Here is a 16,448-nt window from a genome sequence, read left to right on the forward strand (position 1 = left end):
GTGGTTTGGTGTTTTGAAAACTTATAATACTATATTAATTACCTACTAGATTTACTTTTTGTTTTTAACAGCTTCAACTAGCTCTAAAAGGTCTACATTAACATTGGTAGTAAACATACCATAGTTTACAATAGCTTTTCCTTTTTCAAACTTATCAATTGTTCCAACAGCTCGTCCATCATTCATACGGACTCTATCTCCAACTTTTAAAATTGGTTTTGGTGCAACAGGTATGTCTTTAGCTTTTTGTTTAGCTTCTTTTTTCTTTTTTCTAATAACATTAACCTTCTTCTCGGCTTCTTGTTGTACTTGCTTTTCTTTAGCTTTTTCAGCTTTAGCTTGTTTTGCCGATATCTTTTTACGCTTAGAGTTTTCAATCTGAACTAGTTTAAATAACTCAGCCATTAATTCTCTTTTTTTCTTGTCGTTAAAGTATTTTTCAGAGATATCATTTACTTTTTGACCTAAATAAATCAATCGTTGATTGTTATCATACAACTCTTGATAGTTTTCTAGTTTACGTTGTATTTTTGCGTTGATTTCTTCCAACTTATCAGCTTCGGTTTGTTTTTTCTTCTCATTAACCTTAAGTGATTCGCTAGTTTTTTCAAGCTTTGCACGTTGTTTTTGTAATTTAGCTATAGTGGCATCAAAACGTACTTTACTGCGTTCTATTTTCTTTTTAGAACGGTTTATTAAACTATACGGAATACCATTTTTTTGTGCGACTTCAAAAGTAAAGCTACTTCCGGCTTGACCTAATGCTAATTTGTACATTGGCTCCAAAGTACGCTCGTCAAACATCATGTTAGCGTTAATCATTTCCTCTTTTTCATTAGCTAACATTTTTAAATTAGCATAATGTGTGGTAATGATTCCGTAAGCTTTTCTGGCATAAAATTCTTCTAAAAAAGTTTCTGCTAAAGCACCTCCTAATTCTGGGTCAGATCCTGTACCAAATTCATCTATTAAAAACAGTGTATTCTTGTTAATTTTTTTTAAGAAATAATTCATCTGTTTTAAACGGTAACTGTAGGTACTTAAGTGATTTTCTATTGACTGGTTATCTCCAATGTCGCTTACAATTCTATCAAATAAAAAGGCTTTACTACGCTCATGTACTGGAATTAATAATCCAGATTGTAACATGACTTGTAATAAACCTACGGTTTTTAAAGTAATAGATTTTCCTCCTGCATTTGGACCAGAAATAACAATGATACGACTATCTTCTTTTAGATTAATGGTTTGTGGATGCGTTTTTTCTTTTTTCTCTAGATTGGTTAAATAGAGTAGTGGATGGTAGGCATCACGCAGATATAGCTCACGTGTTTCGCTAATTTCTGGTAAAATAGCGTTCATGGATTTTGCGTATTTCGCTTTCGCGGAAATCACATCCACTTCGGTTAAAAAAGTTTGGTATAAATTAAGCAATGGTAGGTAGTGACGCATATAATTGGTCACTTCTTTTAAAATACGAACCACTTCTTCGCTTTCTTCGTATTCTAAATTATTTAATTCTCTGGAATGTTGTAGTGTGGTTTCAGGCTCTATATAAACAATGCTTCCGGTTTTACTTCCACCCATTATGGCACCTTTAACTTTACGTCTGTACATGGCTTTTACAGCCAATACACGTTTGTTATCTACTACAGACTCTCTGATATCATCTAAATATTCTAGATTGTGATATTGATTTAATGCGGAAGTAAAGCTAGAGTTTATTTTTCCTTTTAACCTGTTTATTTGTTGTCTAATCTCTTTTAATAATGCTGAAGCAGTGTCTTTAACATCTCCAAATCGGTCTACAACACTATCAATTTTTTCAATGATATCTGTAGTGACTTCAATTTTAGAACTGTATTGGTATAAACCAGGATAGTAGGTTTCAAACTTTTTGAAAAACTTTACCAGCTCATTGGCTGTTAAGGATATCGAGACTAGTTTTTTTAAGCTGTGCGTTTCTAAATAGGTGTTTTCTATTTTTAGTAACTTAAGCTCTTTGCTAATCGTATCAAAACCATGGTTTGGTATGCGATTATCATTGTAGTAAGACGACAGATACTCGTTGGTTAATTGCAATGCATTTAACAACGTTTCTTGATCTTTATATGGTAAAATACTTAGTGTTTTCTCGTTTCCTAAAGTGGTAATACAATACTCGCTTACTTGGTGTAATACGGTTGAAAACTCTAAATCTTGTAATGTTTTTTCGTGAATGTTTATCATTTATAATAGTTTCCGTGACAACGGAACATCCTTAATTCTTTTAATTTATCTTTTTTAAGTACAACAAATTTACGGAATTGAATTGTTTATTTTAAATGAAAACTAAAGAGTTTAGAATTGTAAGATATTTACAGACTTTAGGGCAAATAATAAAGCTACGGTTAAACCACCACTAATTAGTAATGCACCTTGCCAATAATACAATCTGGTCACCCAATTGGACCACATTTTTTTACTATAATCTTTTTTGTAATCTTTACTTGTTAGTTTATAAAACACAAACGTGATTAAAACAAATAGTAAACTGGCAAATATAACTGTAGCTTCCATGAGTAAGGTGTTTATAGGTTAGTTTATAAAAGATACAAATTTTTAAGGGAATAATCAATGTCTATTAATACTCATTACCTAGTAAATCAATATAACCTATTTTACCGTTTGCATCTGTGAATTTAGCAAGGTTATACACAAAGTTATCTAATTGTTTAAATCTAACCTCTGTAATACCATAAAAACCTAGTAAATCGCCTTTTTTTACTTTTATAGCAAATGGATTGTTTAAATCAATTGAGTCGTAATATTTTATCGAATCTTTGTCTTTTATAGTTATAGTGTTTTCTAATTTTAAAATTAAGACCGTTGGAAAATAGAAATTTTCATCGTAATTAATTTCTTTTTTAGTATTGGCAAAGTAAATTTGTTTGATATTAGTTTTAGGAATGGTATCTACAATAGTTTTGGTAATACCATTATTATATACAGAATTATCCTTTGTAAACTCTACATAGTAATTGTTTTTATCTTCAGTAATTTTCCTTTTAAAATAGGCTACAGTACCACAAACTGTCATAATTCCCTCTTTAGGTGTTTCAATTTGTTTTAAAGTATTGTCATAGTAAATTATGTTGTTGCTTTTATCTAAAGTCTGTAAGCTTTGGCTGAAACCTGCGTAATTTACATATTTTAAATCCTGTACAATTATGTTGTTATTAGAATCTACAATAGTGTATGTTTTTTGAGTTGTATCTTGAAAAACTTGATAGTTATTTAAACTTAAAACAAGTATTTTATCTTGACAATAAGCAGTGATGCTACATAAAATTAGAATAAAGGTTAATAATTTTTTCATTTTAAAAGAATTGTTTTTTTTGAGTAAAGTTATCTTTATTATTAGTTTTTTTAGATTAAACTGAATTTATTTAAAATATTTAAATTCAGTTTTAATATTTTGTTTTTAAGGATTCTTTTTGTTTCAAATTTTAAGAATTAAGAACTCTTGAAATGTATATCAAATGTTTTTTATAATAGTCTTAAAATTAGTTTGAAATACTAAAAGGATAGTTTATAATTTTTGGTTTTGATGTATTAAAGGTTGTTTTTTCATTAAAAAGACAGCATATAATAAACAAGGAAAAGCCAGTAAAGTAATAATTATAGCAGTTTCAAGAGTTGTTGGATCGCTTATTTTTTCTGTTATTGGCATGCCAACGGTGTCCAAATCTGCAACAAAATCTATTATAGTGTGTACTAAAATTAATGGATATATTCTTTTTGTAATGACTAATAAAACACCAAACATTACACCAATAAAAGTAGCAAAACAAACTTGAGACATCTCGCCATAAAACCCTTTGTCAAAATTTATAAGGTGAATAACTCCAAAAAATGCAGACGCTATAAAGATAGATATAACGATGCTTTTTTTAGTCTGTCCAAAGTAGTTTATTAAATGCGATTGCATGAATCCTCTAATACTTAATTCTTCTGCAAACCCAATAGACATAGAATAGATTGTATAAATTACAATATTAGAATATAAAGTTTCTGTATTTATAGGATCTATGACTAATAGGTTAAGTATAACCAAAAATATAAGCGGAAATACTAAAAGGTACCACTTTTTTAGTGTGGTATCTTTTAGTCCTGCAATGGTGTAAAGCCCGTTTTTATTAATAAAAAATAAAGACACTAGTATTAATATCAGGTTTGCGCTAATGCTTAATATTGTATGTGTTTGGTAAGATTCAATTCTGTTGTTAATTAATTGGTATGAAATATACTCTCTTGTTATTAAAATAAGTAGTAGTATACTTATAAATAAGGTAAGCTGCTTCCAGAATTGTTTTGTGTCCATGATATACTTGTTTAGAGTGTTTTATTTAATAGACGCAAATTTTGGTAAAATGGTTGCTTGATGTTTGTTTTATTTTGTTGTTTATTAATGTTTTAAGTGTTAGTTTTTATTTACGTAAATCTTTTTCAGTCATTTCTGGTTTATATTTTTTTCCGTCTTTATTAAAGTTCCAAACGTTTGAAACTTCGCGTAAATCAGGTAAATCCATTTGTCCTGAGTTAACTTTTTGTTTTACAATCCTACGTAATTTTCGGTTAGCCTCCGTTTTATTGTCTTTTTCAGATTTAGCAGTAGTAATTGCTTGTATTTTAGTTTTCTTTTTTGATCGACTCATAGCATTGTTCCTTTATAAACTTGAATGGATGTTGTTTAACTATTTTTAGTAATCCCTCTAGATTACCAATACAGCTTTCAATATCGTTTTTATTTGGGCTATCCCATCTTACAAGTAAATCTCCAGACAAGTATTTTCCGTTGTCGTCTGTTTTTGAGATTTCGATTATAATTCCAAATTCATTATTATATTCAACACAATCTCCAATTTTCATTTCTTTTCATGTTTTTACCTGGTTTAATTTGGGTAAAATAGTTATTTATGTTCTATTTTGATTGGTTTTTTATCTAAAGAATAATTTTTCAAAATCTCTTTAGCCTTGTTTTCATTAAGTAATTTTAAATCAGCTTTGTTTATCGCTTCTTTTTCAGACATCATAGAACGCATTAAAATTAATCTAAAGGCTTCTTTTTTTACTTCAAGCTTTTGATGTTCTACGTTTTCTAAGGTAAATGCTTTAAAGACTTTTGCCATATTTAACCATATAAAAATTTCATTATCGGGATTTTGGTCTCTTTTAAAGTTAGAAATGGTTTCTTTAAGAGACATTGGATACACTTCAATAAACGTCTAATGTATATTTTTAATTTGGTCTAATTGTTTTTTACTTAACGAGTCATTAACTATTGGTCCAGGTATTAAATCTTCAATATTTGTAATCTTGATGTTATTGTTAGATTTTGTGTTTTCTTTACAAGAGAACAAACAAGCAGTTATTATAATTATTAAGGTGATTTTTCTCATAAGTTATGTCTTGTTTAATAGTAACGATTTAGAATATGGTTACTGTGTTTTATAGGTTTTAAATTTAGTTATCTTATTTAATAAGCTATTTTATTTTAACATTTATTATATTTGAGAACAACCAAAATTTATATAATATGTTTTTAAAAAAATCAATTTTAATTCCCTTAATTTTTTCAATCTTTATTACTTCAATATCGTCATGTAGCTCAGATGATTCAACCGATTCTGGCATGTCTTCAGGTTGTGATGGTACACAAGCCTCTTTTTTTATAGAGGAAAACGGTGTTTTGGATATCGAATTTGAGAAGACCAATTTTCAAAATACTAATTGGAGTTTTCAGCAAAGTATTGAAGAAGCTTCTGGCGATGGATATTTAGTATGGACAGGAGATACTTTTTTGGGGAATCCTGGAAATGGACTTTTAACTTATAACATTAGAATAACAACACCAGGAACTTATAGATTTATTTGGCGATCATATATTACCATTGGTGACCAAGGATCAGAGCATAATGACAGTTGGTTACGCATACCTGATGCAGATCACTTTTATGGAATGAAAAACGATGGCCATATTGTTTATCCAAAAGAAACAACTCTAGATCCTATTCCTGAAAGTGCAGGTCAAACCTCTACATTACCAAACGGACCAGGAAGAGATGGATGGTTTAAAGCTTATATGAATACTCAAAATACTTGGAAATGGAATACAAAAACAAGCGATAATGATGCACACAATATTTATGTAGTTTTTGATACGCCTGGAGATTATACCATTGAGGTTTCGGGACGATCTACAGGTCATGCTATTGACAGATTTGTATTATTTACAGAAGACAATTTAGAATCTGAAATTACAGGTGAGAATGCTATAAATAGTAATTTTATTTGCGAATAAATTAAAGCTACAACGCAAAAATACTAAAGGTGCTAAAGTTTTTTTTAGCACCTTTTTTTATTGACTACATTTTATATTACCGTTGCGTTATTAGTTACGGTTAATTTGTAATCTAGTTTTGGCTTTGAAGCTATTAGATTTTTTTGTTTAAACTATTATAGAATCTTCTAGGTATTCAAGAATATTATTAACACCAATTGGAGTTTTCAAACCGCTACTATTAAGACCCATTGCTATATTTTCATAAACTTGTATTTCTGTAATAATTACCAGTTGGTTAAACCCTTTTAACGTGTCACAATTAATAATCGTTTTTATTTTTGAAAATATTTTTGATTGTTTTTCTTGAAATAGGGAGGCTTTACTAACCTTTAATATTTTTTCTACTTTATTATAATCTTTTGCATTAAGTGCTTCGTTTGCAGTTTTTTATTTCTAAAAATAATGGGTAGTATAAGTGTCGCAAAAGGTTATTGTGTATAATCTGCTTGGTTTTATATTAGGGTTAGTTATTGCTGACTCTCTATAATCATACTATAAGCATGCTATAAGTATGTTATAACCATGCTATAACCACGCTATAACCTTTGTTAAGTTTTAGTTTAACTATTTGTTTTTTAGGTGTTTATGTTGATTTTTGATTTTATGGTAAAATAGACTAAAATTACCCCTTGTTATTTGGATTATAAATGGTAATTGTTTTGTTATTTTTATGCAGTTATAATACTTGTAAATTGAAGACGTTTTACAAAGCATTTATAATCAATTACTCACCAAAGGAAAGCGAAAAAGTAAGCTTTAGTAGTTTGTAAAACAGTATTAAAAGAGGCTATTGTTATTGCAAAATGAGAACTAATTTAGAATCATTAGTACAGAAGTATTTTATTTAAAACATTAGTGAGTTTTTTTTAGTACTATTTTAGTCCTTTTATTTATAACTAAAAAAAAATTCTACTAACCATTATACAATATTTATATAATGGTTAGTAGGATTTTTTTATGTGAAAATTTATTCTTCTATGTCAATTTGAATAACACTACGCATTTTTAACTTTTTACCTTGTAATCGTGCTTGAGCAAAAAAATCTTTAGCGATTTGTTGTTCATTGATAAGCTCATTTATTCTACTACTGTCATATTCGCAAGGATCAATATTATTACCTTCTGTAATTGAAAGTCGTTGTATTTTATGAAAATTTATTTTTGCGTCTAATATAGATTTGATTATGTCCGAAGCTTCTGACGGTGTAAATTTACCATCAATTAAATCTATTTTTTGTTTTGTTTTAGGTTGTACTAATGTTTCCATGATGTTATAATTGTTTTATTGTGTTGTTATTGCAAAGTTGCGTAATTAATTGTATTGATTTTTATTTATATATTTTATACTATTTATTAATTTTATTTATGATATGTTTATGATACATAAATAAAGAGGCATCCCTAATGTGATATTAAAAGGGAATGTAATAGCAAGCGCCATAGGTATGTATAAACTTGGATTGGCTTTTGGTGCAGCAATTTTCATTGCTGCTGGTACAGCAATGTAGGAGGCGCTAGCTGCAAGTATGGCAAACAGTAATCTGTTACCTGTGCTTTCTGTTATTATTCCACTGCTTACGGCAACTAAACTTCCATTTATAACAGGTATTATAATAGCAAATACTAGAGCAAACCATCCTTTTTTAATAAAGTCCGATAATTTTCTACCGCTTGTGATACCCATGTCTAAGAGGAAAACAGCTAGAAACCCTTTAAAAATGTCTGTAGTAAATGGTTTAATTCCTTCAGCTTGTGCTTCACTAGCCATAAAACCTATAAAAAGACTTCCAATAATAATTAACACACTACCGTTGGTCAGTGCATGATGGATTACTTTTTTCATTGGTACTGTTTTTTCGTCTTTTTTACTTTTCTTGAAATAAGTCATTAGTAAAAGTCCTACCATAATTGATGGTGCTTCCATCAGTGCCATAACTGCTACCATGTGTCCACTAAAGGCGATTTGCTCTAATTCTAAAAAAGAGATTGTAGTCACAAATGTTACTGCGCTTACAGATCCGTAAGCAGCAGCAATCGCACCTGCGTTTTCTACATTAAATTTTCTTCTTAAAATAAAATAGGTGTAAACAGGAACTAAAATAGCTAACAGTATTCCGAAGAGTAATGACCATAGTATTTCCATAGAGAAATCACTGTGAGCAAGTTCTTGACCGCCTTTAAAACCAATGGCTAATAGTAGGTAAAGTGAAATAAATTTTGAGGAGTTTTCTGGGATACTTAAATCGCTTTTTAACTGGACTGCTATGATTCCTAAAAAGAAAAAAAGTAAAGCAGGATTAGTTAAATTGTCCAATAATAAATGTAAATCCATTTAATTTAGCGTTTGTTTAGTGAGTTTAATTTTTAACCTAATAGTTTGATACATTGTGAATAAAAAAGACTATGGATAATATTACTCCAGAAACTACTAGCTCACTAAGCATTAAATTATCGTTACTAGTAGACATGAAAATAAGTCCAGAAAAAGCAATAACAAAAGCAATCACTTTTACAAATAGAGTTGCCTCTTTTGTTGTTGGTTTAGCATATGTAGCTAGTTTATTTTTTGATTTACTGTTGTCATTTTTTCTAATTACAAAATCGCTCATAATTTTAAAGTTTTAATTATTTGTGCAAAGATTACAAGTATTATTTATTTATTTTTATTTATTTTTATTATGAATTACATAAGAAATATTTATGAAGTATACTTTGCATCAACTAGAAATATTCCATAAGGTCAGTGAACTCCAAAGTGTTACTAAAGCATCAGAGGAATTATTTTTAACGCAACCAGCTGTATCTATCCAGTTAAAAAATTTTCAGGATCAATTTCAAATACCATTATTTGAGGTAGTTGGAAGAAAAATTTACATTACTGAGTTTGGAGAAGAAATAAAGCTTGCAGCAGAAAAAATCTTAAAAGAAGTGAATGCTATTAATTATAAAGCATTGTCTTTTCAGGGTGAATTGGCTGGGAAATTTAAAATTGCAATTGTATCTACTGCTAAATATGTGATGCCTTATTTTTTGACTAATTTTATCAATAAGCATAAAGGTGTCGATTTATTAATGGATGTAACCAATAAAGCTGACGTAGTACGTTCATTAGAAAATAATGAAATTGATTTTGCAATGGTGTCTACAATACCGAAGCATTTAAAAATTAATCGTATTCAGTTAATGGACAATAGACTTTACTTAGTAGGAGGTAAGCAATACAAACCAACCGGAAAGAATATAAGTAGAAAAGAATTTGAGAAACTACCTCTTATTTTTAGAGAGCAAGGATCTGCAACTAGAAATCAAATGGAGTATTTTTTAGTATCCAATAAAATTTCTACTTATAAGAAAATGGAATTAAAGTCAAATGAAGCTTTAAAACAGGCAATAATTGCAGGGTTGGGTTATTCGATAATGCCATTAATTGGTATTAAAAACGAACTTAAAAATGGCGATTTACAGATAATTCCAGTTAAAAAATTACCTATGAAAACGGAATGGAATTTAATATGGTTAAGTTCTAAAAACTTATCTTCAATTGCTAAAAGTTTTATTGAAAACATCAAAGAAAACAAAGACGAGATTATGAAAATCCACTTCAATTGGTTTGATGATTACCTTTAGTTATTCAAATAATAAGCTTTAAACAAAACAAAAATGTTTAGTTTGTATTATACTTAAAAGGTTGATCCTTTTTGGGTAATATTTTGAACTTGTCCAATTGTTACATCGTAGGCTCAGGTAAATTTACATTATTTTTTTGAGGGTCTGTATTTGAGATTTAGATTTTAATGTACTTGGGTAAGTTTTGTTAATTAGAGAGTAAAATGTGTTTGTGTATGGTTGTAACTATAGACTGCTTGCTTAGCCTTTTTTTGTGTACGATCTCTGCTCTTGATGGTTTGTTTTAAGCCATACTTATATTTAAACGTTTTATTTGTTGGTTTAGTAATCGTGTTTTAACAAGTATTGTATTGTTTGGTGAGATTTATTTTGATGTTGTTCTCTTTAGTAAAAATTGGGTACTTAGGCTACTGAAATATACTAGCCTTAACGCTATATTCTTAAACTGCTTGGTTTTGTATTTGGGTTAGTTATTACTGACTCTCTATAAACATACTATAAGCATGCTATAAGTACGTTATAACCATGCTATAACCACGCTATAACCTATGTCGAAACATGTGTTAACTATTTGTTTTACAGATGTTTGTGTGAAAATTGAGTTTTGTAATAAAATAAGTAGGAATTATCTTATGTAATTGGGATTTAAATGGTATTGATTTTATTATTTGTGTGCAGTTTAAACACTTGTAAATACAAGAGGTATTACAAAGCAATACATGGATGATTAGTAGCTAAAGGGAAGCGTAAAAAATTAGCGTTAATAGCTGTTAGTAATAGCCAATTAAAACAAGCTTTTGCAATAGCAAAATAAGGACTAGCTTATGATACTAATTACAGAAGTGTTTTATTGAAAAATTAATGAGTTTTTACTTGTTTTTTACCACAGTACTTTGTTGGCAAATCGTTTTTATTCCAGCATTTTTTTTAAACAACTATATTATTTTTGTTTATTGTTACCATACTAAATAATTCTATCACTTTGTCGTTTATCCCATCAAAAGTAGGCACTTCAATATTTACTCAAATGCTTAAATGGTAGAAGCAGGTGAGGATATTTTTTTGATAATACATAAACGACAAAGTGTTAGACCTTGTTAACCGTTATTTACAAATATCTAAATAAGCGTATGAATCATCATAGTTATGATTACCTCTATGTACTGTTTTGAATTCTGTAACAAAAGAAGGTATACCACCAGAAACTTCAAAATTTACTTGAGAAACTTCACGTGCTTGATATTTATAATTTCCTCCAAGGGTACGAGAATTTTGATTTATATTATCACAAGTTAAGTATTTGAATGTATAGTTACCAAAAATACTCAATTTCCAAGGGATTCTAGAAACCCAATGCCCAAGCCAGTTTTTTTCATAATGTCTAGTTTTACCGCCTACCATTAGAAATACCATTCCCCAAAAATTGAAGCCATTAACCCAAATTGTAGATTTAATTTTCCAGTTCGGATTATTTTGGTAAGCTTTCCAATTCACTCTTTGATGAATGAACCAACAACAGCTTTTTTTTGCAGATTCAGGAGTAAGATCAGTTATTTCCTTTGACTTGCTTTCAACCTCAAACATTCCTTTTTTTGTAATTCTTACAATTTTTCCAGAAACCATTACTTCCTCATCCTCATTAAGTACTGTTTGAACATAAGGGTCTGGATTATATTTTAATTCAGGATCATTTTTTTCAGTGATGCCTTCTTTTTCCTCCATTGAAGCAACTTCTCCAGCAATTTTATTTCTTAAAGAGTAAAAACCATTGAAATGATTTTCAAATTTTTGAAAGATTTTTACTTCATTAATCTCTGGGCAATCCTGATTTGCCTTAGCGATACCCTGTAAAGTACTCATAAAAGATATTGGATCAGGAAATACAAGCATCTTTCCGTTGTACTTAACATTTTGCCCATTTGGATCAAATTTTTCTAGTTTTTCATTTTTCATAATATTAGATTTTAAATTTGCTTACTCTATTCACTTTTTAACTTCCGTGTTCAATCTGATTCAAAATTCTATTTAATTTCTATAGTTATAAAGAGGTACTTTATTAACTGTTAGTTTAGAATTATTAAATGTAATTCTCAATCGATGAAACAAAATTGGTTTATTTTAAACAAATAGAATAGAGGTGATTAGCCCAAGTTTTAAGGGCTCTTTAACCTAATATTTTTTTAAAGACTGTTTAGTATTTGTTTTTGGAAATAGCTGTCACTATTTTATAACGTATTTGTATATGGTTTTTTTTGTGGTTAACCGAGTAATTTAGCAAATAAATGACAGATAGAAAGTCTGCTAGGACTTTAGTAAGTAGGCTATAAGTAGCAATGAATTATATACGGCTTAAGTTAGCATTTTAATAAAAGCATTAAATTTAAGACATATAAAATAGAAAGCACAAAAGAGAGGAATAAGGTTAATATATACGCAGAGACTACAGATCTCGTCAACATTGAAAATCCCCTCTCTTTTACTACCCAGATTTCGTACAGTTCTATGAGGCTTTTAGACCTCGATTTTAAGTCGTTGAAACTCGCGTAGCTTGTCCTTTCAAAAAACATTTTGTTATGAATAAAGATATAAAATATTTTGGAATAGACATCAGTCATTTAGTTTTTGATGTCACAGATTCAGAAGGTAATTATTACCAGTTTAAAAACAGTATTTCTGGATTTAAAAAGTTCGTAAAATTGTTAGATTTTAATAGTCATTGTGTAATGGAAGCTACGGGATATTATCATTATCAATTAGCTTATTATTTACAAGAAGAAGGTATTAAAGTTTCGGTAGAGAATCCCTTAGCAGTAAAACGATTTATACAAATGAAGTTGTCTAAAATAAAGACAGATAAAAGTGACTCAAAGTTGATTTGTGAATATGCCAAAGATGTAAAATTAAAGCTTTGGAAAGGCAACTCAAAGCATCAATTAGAATGTCTTCAAATGACCAGACTCCTTGGTGTGTATACAAAACAAAGCACAATGCTAAAAAATAAACTACATGGCGAAGCTGTTTTAGGCAATCCAAGTAAAGTAGTAGTTAGCTCTTTAAAACGTAGTTTAAAACAGGTTGAGAAAGAGCTAAAAATGATAGAAGATAAATTGTTAGCTTTAGTAAAAGAAGTGCATCAAGATGTTTTAACACGCTTAAAAAGTATTCCAGGAATTGGTCCCAAAACATCATTAATGTTAGTGGTTTTGACCGATGGATTTGATCGTTTTACAAGCGGAAGTGAATTGTGTAGTTACGCAGGTTTAACACCAGTGATCCGTCAAAGTGGGAGTAGTGTAAAAGGACGTCCTAGAATTAGTAAAATAGGGAATCAAAAGCTTCGAAATTTATTATTTATGTGCAGTTTTAATGCCTGTAAATATAACTATGCTTGCAAAGCAATATATGATCGATTAGTAGCCAAAGGGAAGAGCAAAAAACTAGCATTAATAGCTGTTTGTAATAAGCTATTAAAACAAGCTTTTGCAATAGCAAAATCAGGACTAACTTATGATAATAATTATAGAAGTGTTTTATTGAAAAATTAATGAGTTTTTACTTGTTTTTTACCACAGTACTTTGTTACCTCACGTTCTTTTATTCAAATGTTGATTCCAATATCGATTTCTCAATTTTCAGCTTGTCAGCTTCATTGTCATAAACTACAGCAATCGAAAATTCTTTTCCTTGTATTTCACTTACATAATAGTCAGATGAATATGAGTAATTCTGTTCTGTATAATTTATCGTTTTTCTAATCAGATAAAATTTTGTTTCGTCAATCAGTATTTCATTCACTTTGACAGTCACAATAATTTTTGGGTCATCGTTTTTCGGATTTACCTTAAAATACTCTCCTAGTTTTTCAGCGTAACCTTTCAGCGTAAACCTTTCAATATTTCCATTGTCTTTATAACTTGCCAAAACTATATTCATTTGCAATGAATCAGTTTTTGCGATTGAGAAAAGTATTTTGTCGTCAGTCGAGAGTGTAGTTCCGTCATTCTGTTTTTTAACATAATCTTCTCCAGTTTTTATATCTTTCTCAAAATTGTCAACTCTCGATATATATTCAGCTGGTTTTGTATAATTCCAAATATACTTTTCAATTCGGTAGCTATTTTGTCCGTAAGATTGATAGCAGATAGCTAATAATAAAATCAGTAAAATGTTTTTCATAAATATTCTGTTCAAATGTGTGGTAACGTTAAATATATGGCAAGTTGGGCAGAAAATAAGCGATTACTTTCGGATTAGCCACAAGCCAAAACTTTTTATTTTGTTTTAATTTTTCTCTTTTAACACCAAATCAAAAGATTTGGCGACTTTATAAATAGACAACAACCTTTCGGTTAAACACTAATTGCCCAATTTGCTATATATAGTGTTACCAGCTTTTGTTTTCTTAATCTCAAGGGTTATAGAATTCAGTTTTGAGTTCCAATAATTCAGGTACTCTTTTAGTTCAGATTTAGAATTTTTTTTAAGACGTTCATTCAACCTTTCTTCATATCCAACTTTAATTTTGTCAAGATAAATTAAGTAGTCATTCACGTTTTGAGGAATATATCCTGGACCATCACATCCACAAGTATGAAAAGTGTTTCCAAGTTTATACATACTCCTGATTATTTCCCATTCCTTAATTTTTTCCTTTTTAGGAGCTTTAAAGTCAAGTCCAATATTATTCATTTCAGAACTACAGTCAGGACACTTATATTTCTTATTCCGATATTGCTCTTCAAATCGATTTATCAACTTAGGGTTTTCATTTCTAAATATTTTTGATTTTTCAGAATCATAATTTAAAAATGCCTGTTTGTAAGATTCCCAATCTCCATTTTGCATTACAATGTCTTCGATAATTGGTTGTTTAAAGCTTTTTCGACAGTCAAAGCAAACGTAATGTGGTTTATATTTTTTAAATGCGTATCTGCACATATTTTATTCTTATTGCTGGTAACTACTTTTATGACAACTTTTTAATGCTAATATCAAATAGATCTCACGTTATTGTAGTAAATTATTAGTAAGCTAAACTACAAACTAAATAATAATTACAATACGTATAACTACGTATTTTTTATGTTATTAACTAAAGTATAGGGTATCGTGCGTTGTTAATTTTATTTTTAAGTTCTGCAATTACATCTATTGCTAATTCGTTATTATAATTATAGATGTCAATTTCTTTTTCTAGAATATTATCATAATTATGAACTATATAAAGAGCATATTTTCTTAATCCATTAGTGTCAGGTTTGGATGGAACATCACTTATGTCAATTATTATATTTTCACTATTTAATGGAAATTTAGATGACGATATGTACTCTTTTAATTCTCTTAGCTGATTAGAATAAACATCTTCTAAATTAGCTGCTTTTAAGCCCCAAATATGCCATTTTGGAGAATCGGTATCGTAGTCAATTACTCTGGAAAAACAGTCTTTAATGTAGTGTGATTCTGAGGAATTGTGATCCACATAGCCCAGTCCAAACTCTTGATTAAAAACGAAAGTTCTTATTTTAATATAATCATTACTATTGTTTTCAATTGAGAATTTGACTTCAGATGGTTTGAGTTTAATCCCTTCATCGTTTTCAATTTTATTTATAAATAACTTTTTAAGTTTATCGTAATTCATTGAGTTTTGAGTAGTATAAATTAAATGAGTGCAATTGGTTACATCGTGACTTTAATTACTGATATCCTGTAAGTTAAATAGGTTAATAAAACGTATAAAGTCATGAATTACGACGTTAGTTATATTTATTACTATATCTATACGTTGTGATGTGGTTATTAAAATAGGCTTTTGCAATAGCAAAATTAGGACTAAGTTATGATACTAATTATAGAAGTGTTTTACTTAAACATTAGTTAGTTTTTACTTGTTTTGTTCCATAGTACTTTGTTGTGAAACTTTTTTAATTATTTCTTTCTAAGAATCCAATATCAGTTTCAGTTTTTTTTACGAAATTAAAAAAATCTTCAGCTATTTTAAGTCTGCTTTTACTTCCATTCCAATTAGAGCGTTCTTCAGTAAGTGTCATTATAGCATAGTTAAGAAGATTTTTTAAAGAAATTCTTCCATTCAAATTTAATTTGAAAATTTCATAATACGCTTCTCTAATTTTTCTACTGATAAATTCAATTTGATTCAACTCTAGGTTTTGTTTCTCCTCAATCAAGAAATCCATTGAACCTTCTAAATCTAAATCTAATTCCCTAAAATAGAAATCAATTATTGATTGTACATTTTCAGTGTTTTTTTTATAAATATTCATTTTTCTTTTTGGAAGCATAATTTTGTTTTAAATGTTTTACAACGTTTATGTATAAGAATAGTTGCGGGTTTGTATGTGAGGATTTTCCAAAGAAAAACTAGACTTTACGAATACGCAACGACCTTTTTTTTAGCATTAAACCGCAATTA

The 16,448-nt window shown here is 28.9% G+C and carries 19 protein-coding genes; 3 read left to right on the forward strand and 16 right to left on the reverse strand.

Features of this window, described 5'->3' with window-relative positions:
• Positions 1-51: 51 nt before the first annotated feature.
• From ITB9_RS01455 to ITB9_RS15520, 8 genes are all read right to left on the reverse strand, one after another.
• Positions 52-2,229, reverse strand: coding sequence for a DNA mismatch repair protein MutS (locus ITB9_RS01455; RefSeq protein WP_054850838.1), 2,178 nt, complete (start codon positions 2,227-2,229; stop codon positions 52-54).
• 111 nt (positions 2,230-2,340) lie between these two features.
• Positions 2,341-2,559: a hypothetical protein gene (locus ITB9_RS01460; protein WP_028607827.1), complete on the reverse strand. Its 219-nt coding sequence runs from the start codon at positions 2,557-2,559 to the stop codon at positions 2,341-2,343.
• 64 nt (positions 2,560-2,623) lie between these two features.
• Positions 2,624-3,358, reverse strand: coding sequence for a hypothetical protein (locus ITB9_RS01465; RefSeq protein WP_054850839.1), 735 nt, complete (start codon positions 3,356-3,358; stop codon positions 2,624-2,626).
• 213 nt (positions 3,359-3,571) lie between these two features.
• Positions 3,572-4,363: a CPBP family intramembrane glutamic endopeptidase gene (locus tag ITB9_RS01470; RefSeq protein WP_054850840.1), complete on the reverse strand. Its 792-nt coding sequence runs from the start codon at positions 4,361-4,363 to the stop codon at positions 3,572-3,574.
• 106 nt (positions 4,364-4,469) lie between these two features.
• Positions 4,470-4,697 (reverse strand): hypothetical protein, encoded by a 228-nt coding sequence (locus ITB9_RS01475; protein WP_054850841.1) that lies wholly within the window; start codon positions 4,695-4,697, stop codon positions 4,470-4,472.
• Entirely contained in the window at positions 4,672-4,911 is a 240-nt protein-coding gene (locus tag ITB9_RS01480; protein WP_054850842.1) for a hypothetical protein, read from the reverse strand. Before ITB9_RS01480 ends, ITB9_RS01475 begins: the two co-directional genes overlap by 26 nt.
• Before the next feature lie 41 nt (positions 4,912-4,952).
• Positions 4,953-5,246, reverse strand: a complete 294-nt coding sequence (locus tag ITB9_RS01485) for a hypothetical protein (protein ID WP_054850843.1) — start codon at positions 5,244-5,246, stop codon at positions 4,953-4,955.
• 21 nt (positions 5,247-5,267) lie between these two features.
• A complete protein-coding gene (locus tag ITB9_RS15520) occupies positions 5,268-5,441 on the reverse strand; it encodes a hypothetical protein (protein ID WP_187294239.1) in 174 nt (57 codons plus the stop codon).
• Positions 5,442-5,578: 137 nt separating this feature from the next.
• On the opposite strand from ITB9_RS15520, the gene ITB9_RS01490 reads away from it, so the two are divergent.
• Positions 5,579-6,343, forward strand: coding sequence for a hypothetical protein (locus ITB9_RS01490; protein ID WP_148638316.1), 765 nt, complete (start codon positions 5,579-5,581; stop codon positions 6,341-6,343).
• A 1,009-nt stretch (positions 6,344-7,352) separates the two neighbouring features.
• Here the strand turns inward: ITB9_RS01490 and ITB9_RS01495 are convergent.
• From ITB9_RS01495 to ITB9_RS01505, 3 genes are all read right to left on the reverse strand, one after another.
• Positions 7,353-7,652 carry a hypothetical protein gene (locus tag ITB9_RS01495; protein ID WP_054850845.1) on the reverse strand — a complete coding sequence of 100 codons (300 nt, stop codon included), beginning with the start codon at positions 7,650-7,652 and terminating at the stop codon, positions 7,353-7,355.
• A 96-nt stretch (positions 7,653-7,748) separates the two neighbouring features.
• Entirely contained in the window at positions 7,749-8,717 is a 969-nt protein-coding gene (locus ITB9_RS01500) for a sodium-dependent bicarbonate transport family permease (protein WP_054850846.1), read from the reverse strand.
• 37 nt (positions 8,718-8,754) lie between these two features.
• On the reverse strand, positions 8,755-8,994 hold the full coding sequence (locus ITB9_RS01505; RefSeq protein WP_054850847.1) for a hypothetical protein: 240 nt from the start codon (positions 8,992-8,994) through the stop codon (positions 8,755-8,757).
• A gap of 91 nt (positions 8,995-9,085) precedes the next feature.
• On the opposite strand from ITB9_RS01505, the gene ITB9_RS01510 reads away from it, so the two are divergent.
• Complete coding sequence (locus tag ITB9_RS01510; RefSeq protein ID WP_054850848.1) at positions 9,086-10,012, forward strand: LysR family transcriptional regulator; 927 nt, start codon at positions 9,086-9,088, stop codon at positions 10,010-10,012.
• A gap of 1,104 nt (positions 10,013-11,116) precedes the next feature.
• Here ITB9_RS01510 and ITB9_RS01515 read toward each other — a convergent pair.
• The gene (locus ITB9_RS01515) at positions 11,117-11,965 is read right to left on the reverse strand and encodes a hypothetical protein (RefSeq protein ID WP_054850849.1); all 849 of its coding nucleotides are present in this window, start codon (positions 11,963-11,965) and stop codon (positions 11,117-11,119) included.
• Between the two features lie 620 nt (positions 11,966-12,585).
• Between ITB9_RS01515 and ITB9_RS01520 the strand changes: the two genes are divergently transcribed.
• On the forward strand, positions 12,586-13,557 hold the full coding sequence (locus ITB9_RS01520) for an IS110 family transposase (protein WP_054850850.1): 972 nt from the start codon (positions 12,586-12,588) through the stop codon (positions 13,555-13,557).
• Positions 13,558-13,606: 49 nt separating this feature from the next.
• Here ITB9_RS01520 and ITB9_RS01525 read toward each other — a convergent pair whose 3' ends face one another.
• From ITB9_RS01525 to ITB9_RS01540, 4 genes are all read right to left on the reverse strand, one after another.
• A complete protein-coding gene (locus ITB9_RS01525) occupies positions 13,607-14,188 on the reverse strand; it encodes a hypothetical protein (protein WP_054850851.1) in 582 nt (193 codons plus the stop codon).
• A 180-nt stretch (positions 14,189-14,368) separates the two neighbouring features.
• Positions 14,369-14,950 carry a hypothetical protein gene (locus tag ITB9_RS01530; protein ID WP_054850852.1) on the reverse strand — a complete coding sequence of 194 codons (582 nt, stop codon included), beginning with the start codon at positions 14,948-14,950 and terminating at the stop codon, positions 14,369-14,371.
• 154 nt (positions 14,951-15,104) lie between these two features.
• On the reverse strand, positions 15,105-15,656 hold the full coding sequence (locus ITB9_RS01535) for a hypothetical protein (protein WP_054850853.1): 552 nt from the start codon (positions 15,654-15,656) through the stop codon (positions 15,105-15,107).
• A 283-nt stretch (positions 15,657-15,939) separates the two neighbouring features.
• A complete protein-coding gene (locus tag ITB9_RS01540) occupies positions 15,940-16,317 on the reverse strand; it encodes a hypothetical protein (RefSeq protein ID WP_054850854.1) in 378 nt (125 codons plus the stop codon).
• Positions 16,318-16,448 lie beyond the last annotated feature (131 nt).

The sequence above is a fragment of the Olleya sp. ITB9 genome (genome assembly GCF_001315805.1).
Classification (GTDB): domain Bacteria; phylum Bacteroidota; class Bacteroidia; order Flavobacteriales; family Flavobacteriaceae; genus Olleya; species Olleya sediminilitoris.

What these genes read in the sequence shown, in the direction of transcription:
- ITB9_RS01540 (WP_054850854.1), bottom strand. Translation starts at nt 16,317, where the DNA reads ATGCTTCCAAAAAGAAAAATGAATATTTATAAAAAAAACACTGAAAAT.
- ITB9_RS01485 (WP_054850843.1), bottom strand. Translation starts at nt 5,246, where the DNA reads ATGTCTCTTAAAGAAACCATTTCTAACTTTAAAAGAGACCAAAATCCC.
- ITB9_RS01475 (WP_054850841.1), bottom strand. Translation starts at nt 4,697, where the DNA reads ATGAGTCGATCAAAAAAGAAAACTAAAATACAAGCAATTACTACTGCT.
- ITB9_RS01460 (WP_028607827.1), bottom strand. Translation starts at nt 2,559, where the DNA reads ATGGAAGCTACAGTTATATTTGCCAGTTTACTATTTGTTTTAATCACG.
- ITB9_RS01470 (WP_054850840.1), bottom strand. Translation starts at nt 4,363, where the DNA reads ATGGACACAAAACAATTCTGGAAGCAGCTTACCTTATTTATAAGTATA.
- ITB9_RS01495 (WP_054850845.1), bottom strand. Translation starts at nt 7,652, where the DNA reads ATGGAAACATTAGTACAACCTAAAACAAAACAAAAAATAGATTTAATT.
- ITB9_RS15520 (WP_187294239.1), bottom strand. Translation starts at nt 5,441, where the DNA reads ATGAGAAAAATCACCTTAATAATTATAATAACTGCTTGTTTGTTCTCT.
- ITB9_RS01455 (WP_054850838.1), bottom strand. Translation starts at nt 2,229, where the DNA reads ATGATAAACATTCACGAAAAAACATTACAAGATTTAGAGTTTTCAACC.
- ITB9_RS01525 (WP_054850851.1), bottom strand. Translation starts at nt 14,188, where the DNA reads ATGAAAAACATTTTACTGATTTTATTATTAGCTATCTGCTATCAATCT.
- ITB9_RS01535 (WP_054850853.1), bottom strand. Translation starts at nt 15,656, where the DNA reads ATGAATTACGATAAACTTAAAAAGTTATTTATAAATAAAATTGAAAAC.
- ITB9_RS01510 (WP_054850848.1), top strand. Translation starts at nt 9,086, where the DNA reads ATGAAGTATACTTTGCATCAACTAGAAATATTCCATAAGGTCAGTGAA.
- ITB9_RS01520 (WP_054850850.1), top strand. Translation starts at nt 12,586, where the DNA reads ATGAATAAAGATATAAAATATTTTGGAATAGACATCAGTCATTTAGTT.
- ITB9_RS01480 (WP_054850842.1), bottom strand. Translation starts at nt 4,911, where the DNA reads ATGAAAATTGGAGATTGTGTTGAATATAATAATGAATTTGGAATTATA.
- ITB9_RS01500 (WP_054850846.1), bottom strand. Translation starts at nt 8,717, where the DNA reads ATGGATTTACATTTATTATTGGACAATTTAACTAATCCTGCTTTACTT.
- ITB9_RS01465 (WP_054850839.1), bottom strand. Translation starts at nt 3,358, where the DNA reads ATGAAAAAATTATTAACCTTTATTCTAATTTTATGTAGCATCACTGCT.
- ITB9_RS01530 (WP_054850852.1), bottom strand. Translation starts at nt 14,950, where the DNA reads ATGTGCAGATACGCATTTAAAAAATATAAACCACATTACGTTTGCTTT.
- ITB9_RS01490 (WP_148638316.1), top strand. Translation starts at nt 5,579, where the DNA reads ATGTTTTTAAAAAAATCAATTTTAATTCCCTTAATTTTTTCAATCTTT.
- ITB9_RS01505 (WP_054850847.1), bottom strand. Translation starts at nt 8,994, where the DNA reads ATGAGCGATTTTGTAATTAGAAAAAATGACAACAGTAAATCAAAAAAT.
- ITB9_RS01515 (WP_054850849.1), bottom strand. Translation starts at nt 11,965, where the DNA reads ATGAAAAATGAAAAACTAGAAAAATTTGATCCAAATGGGCAAAATGTT.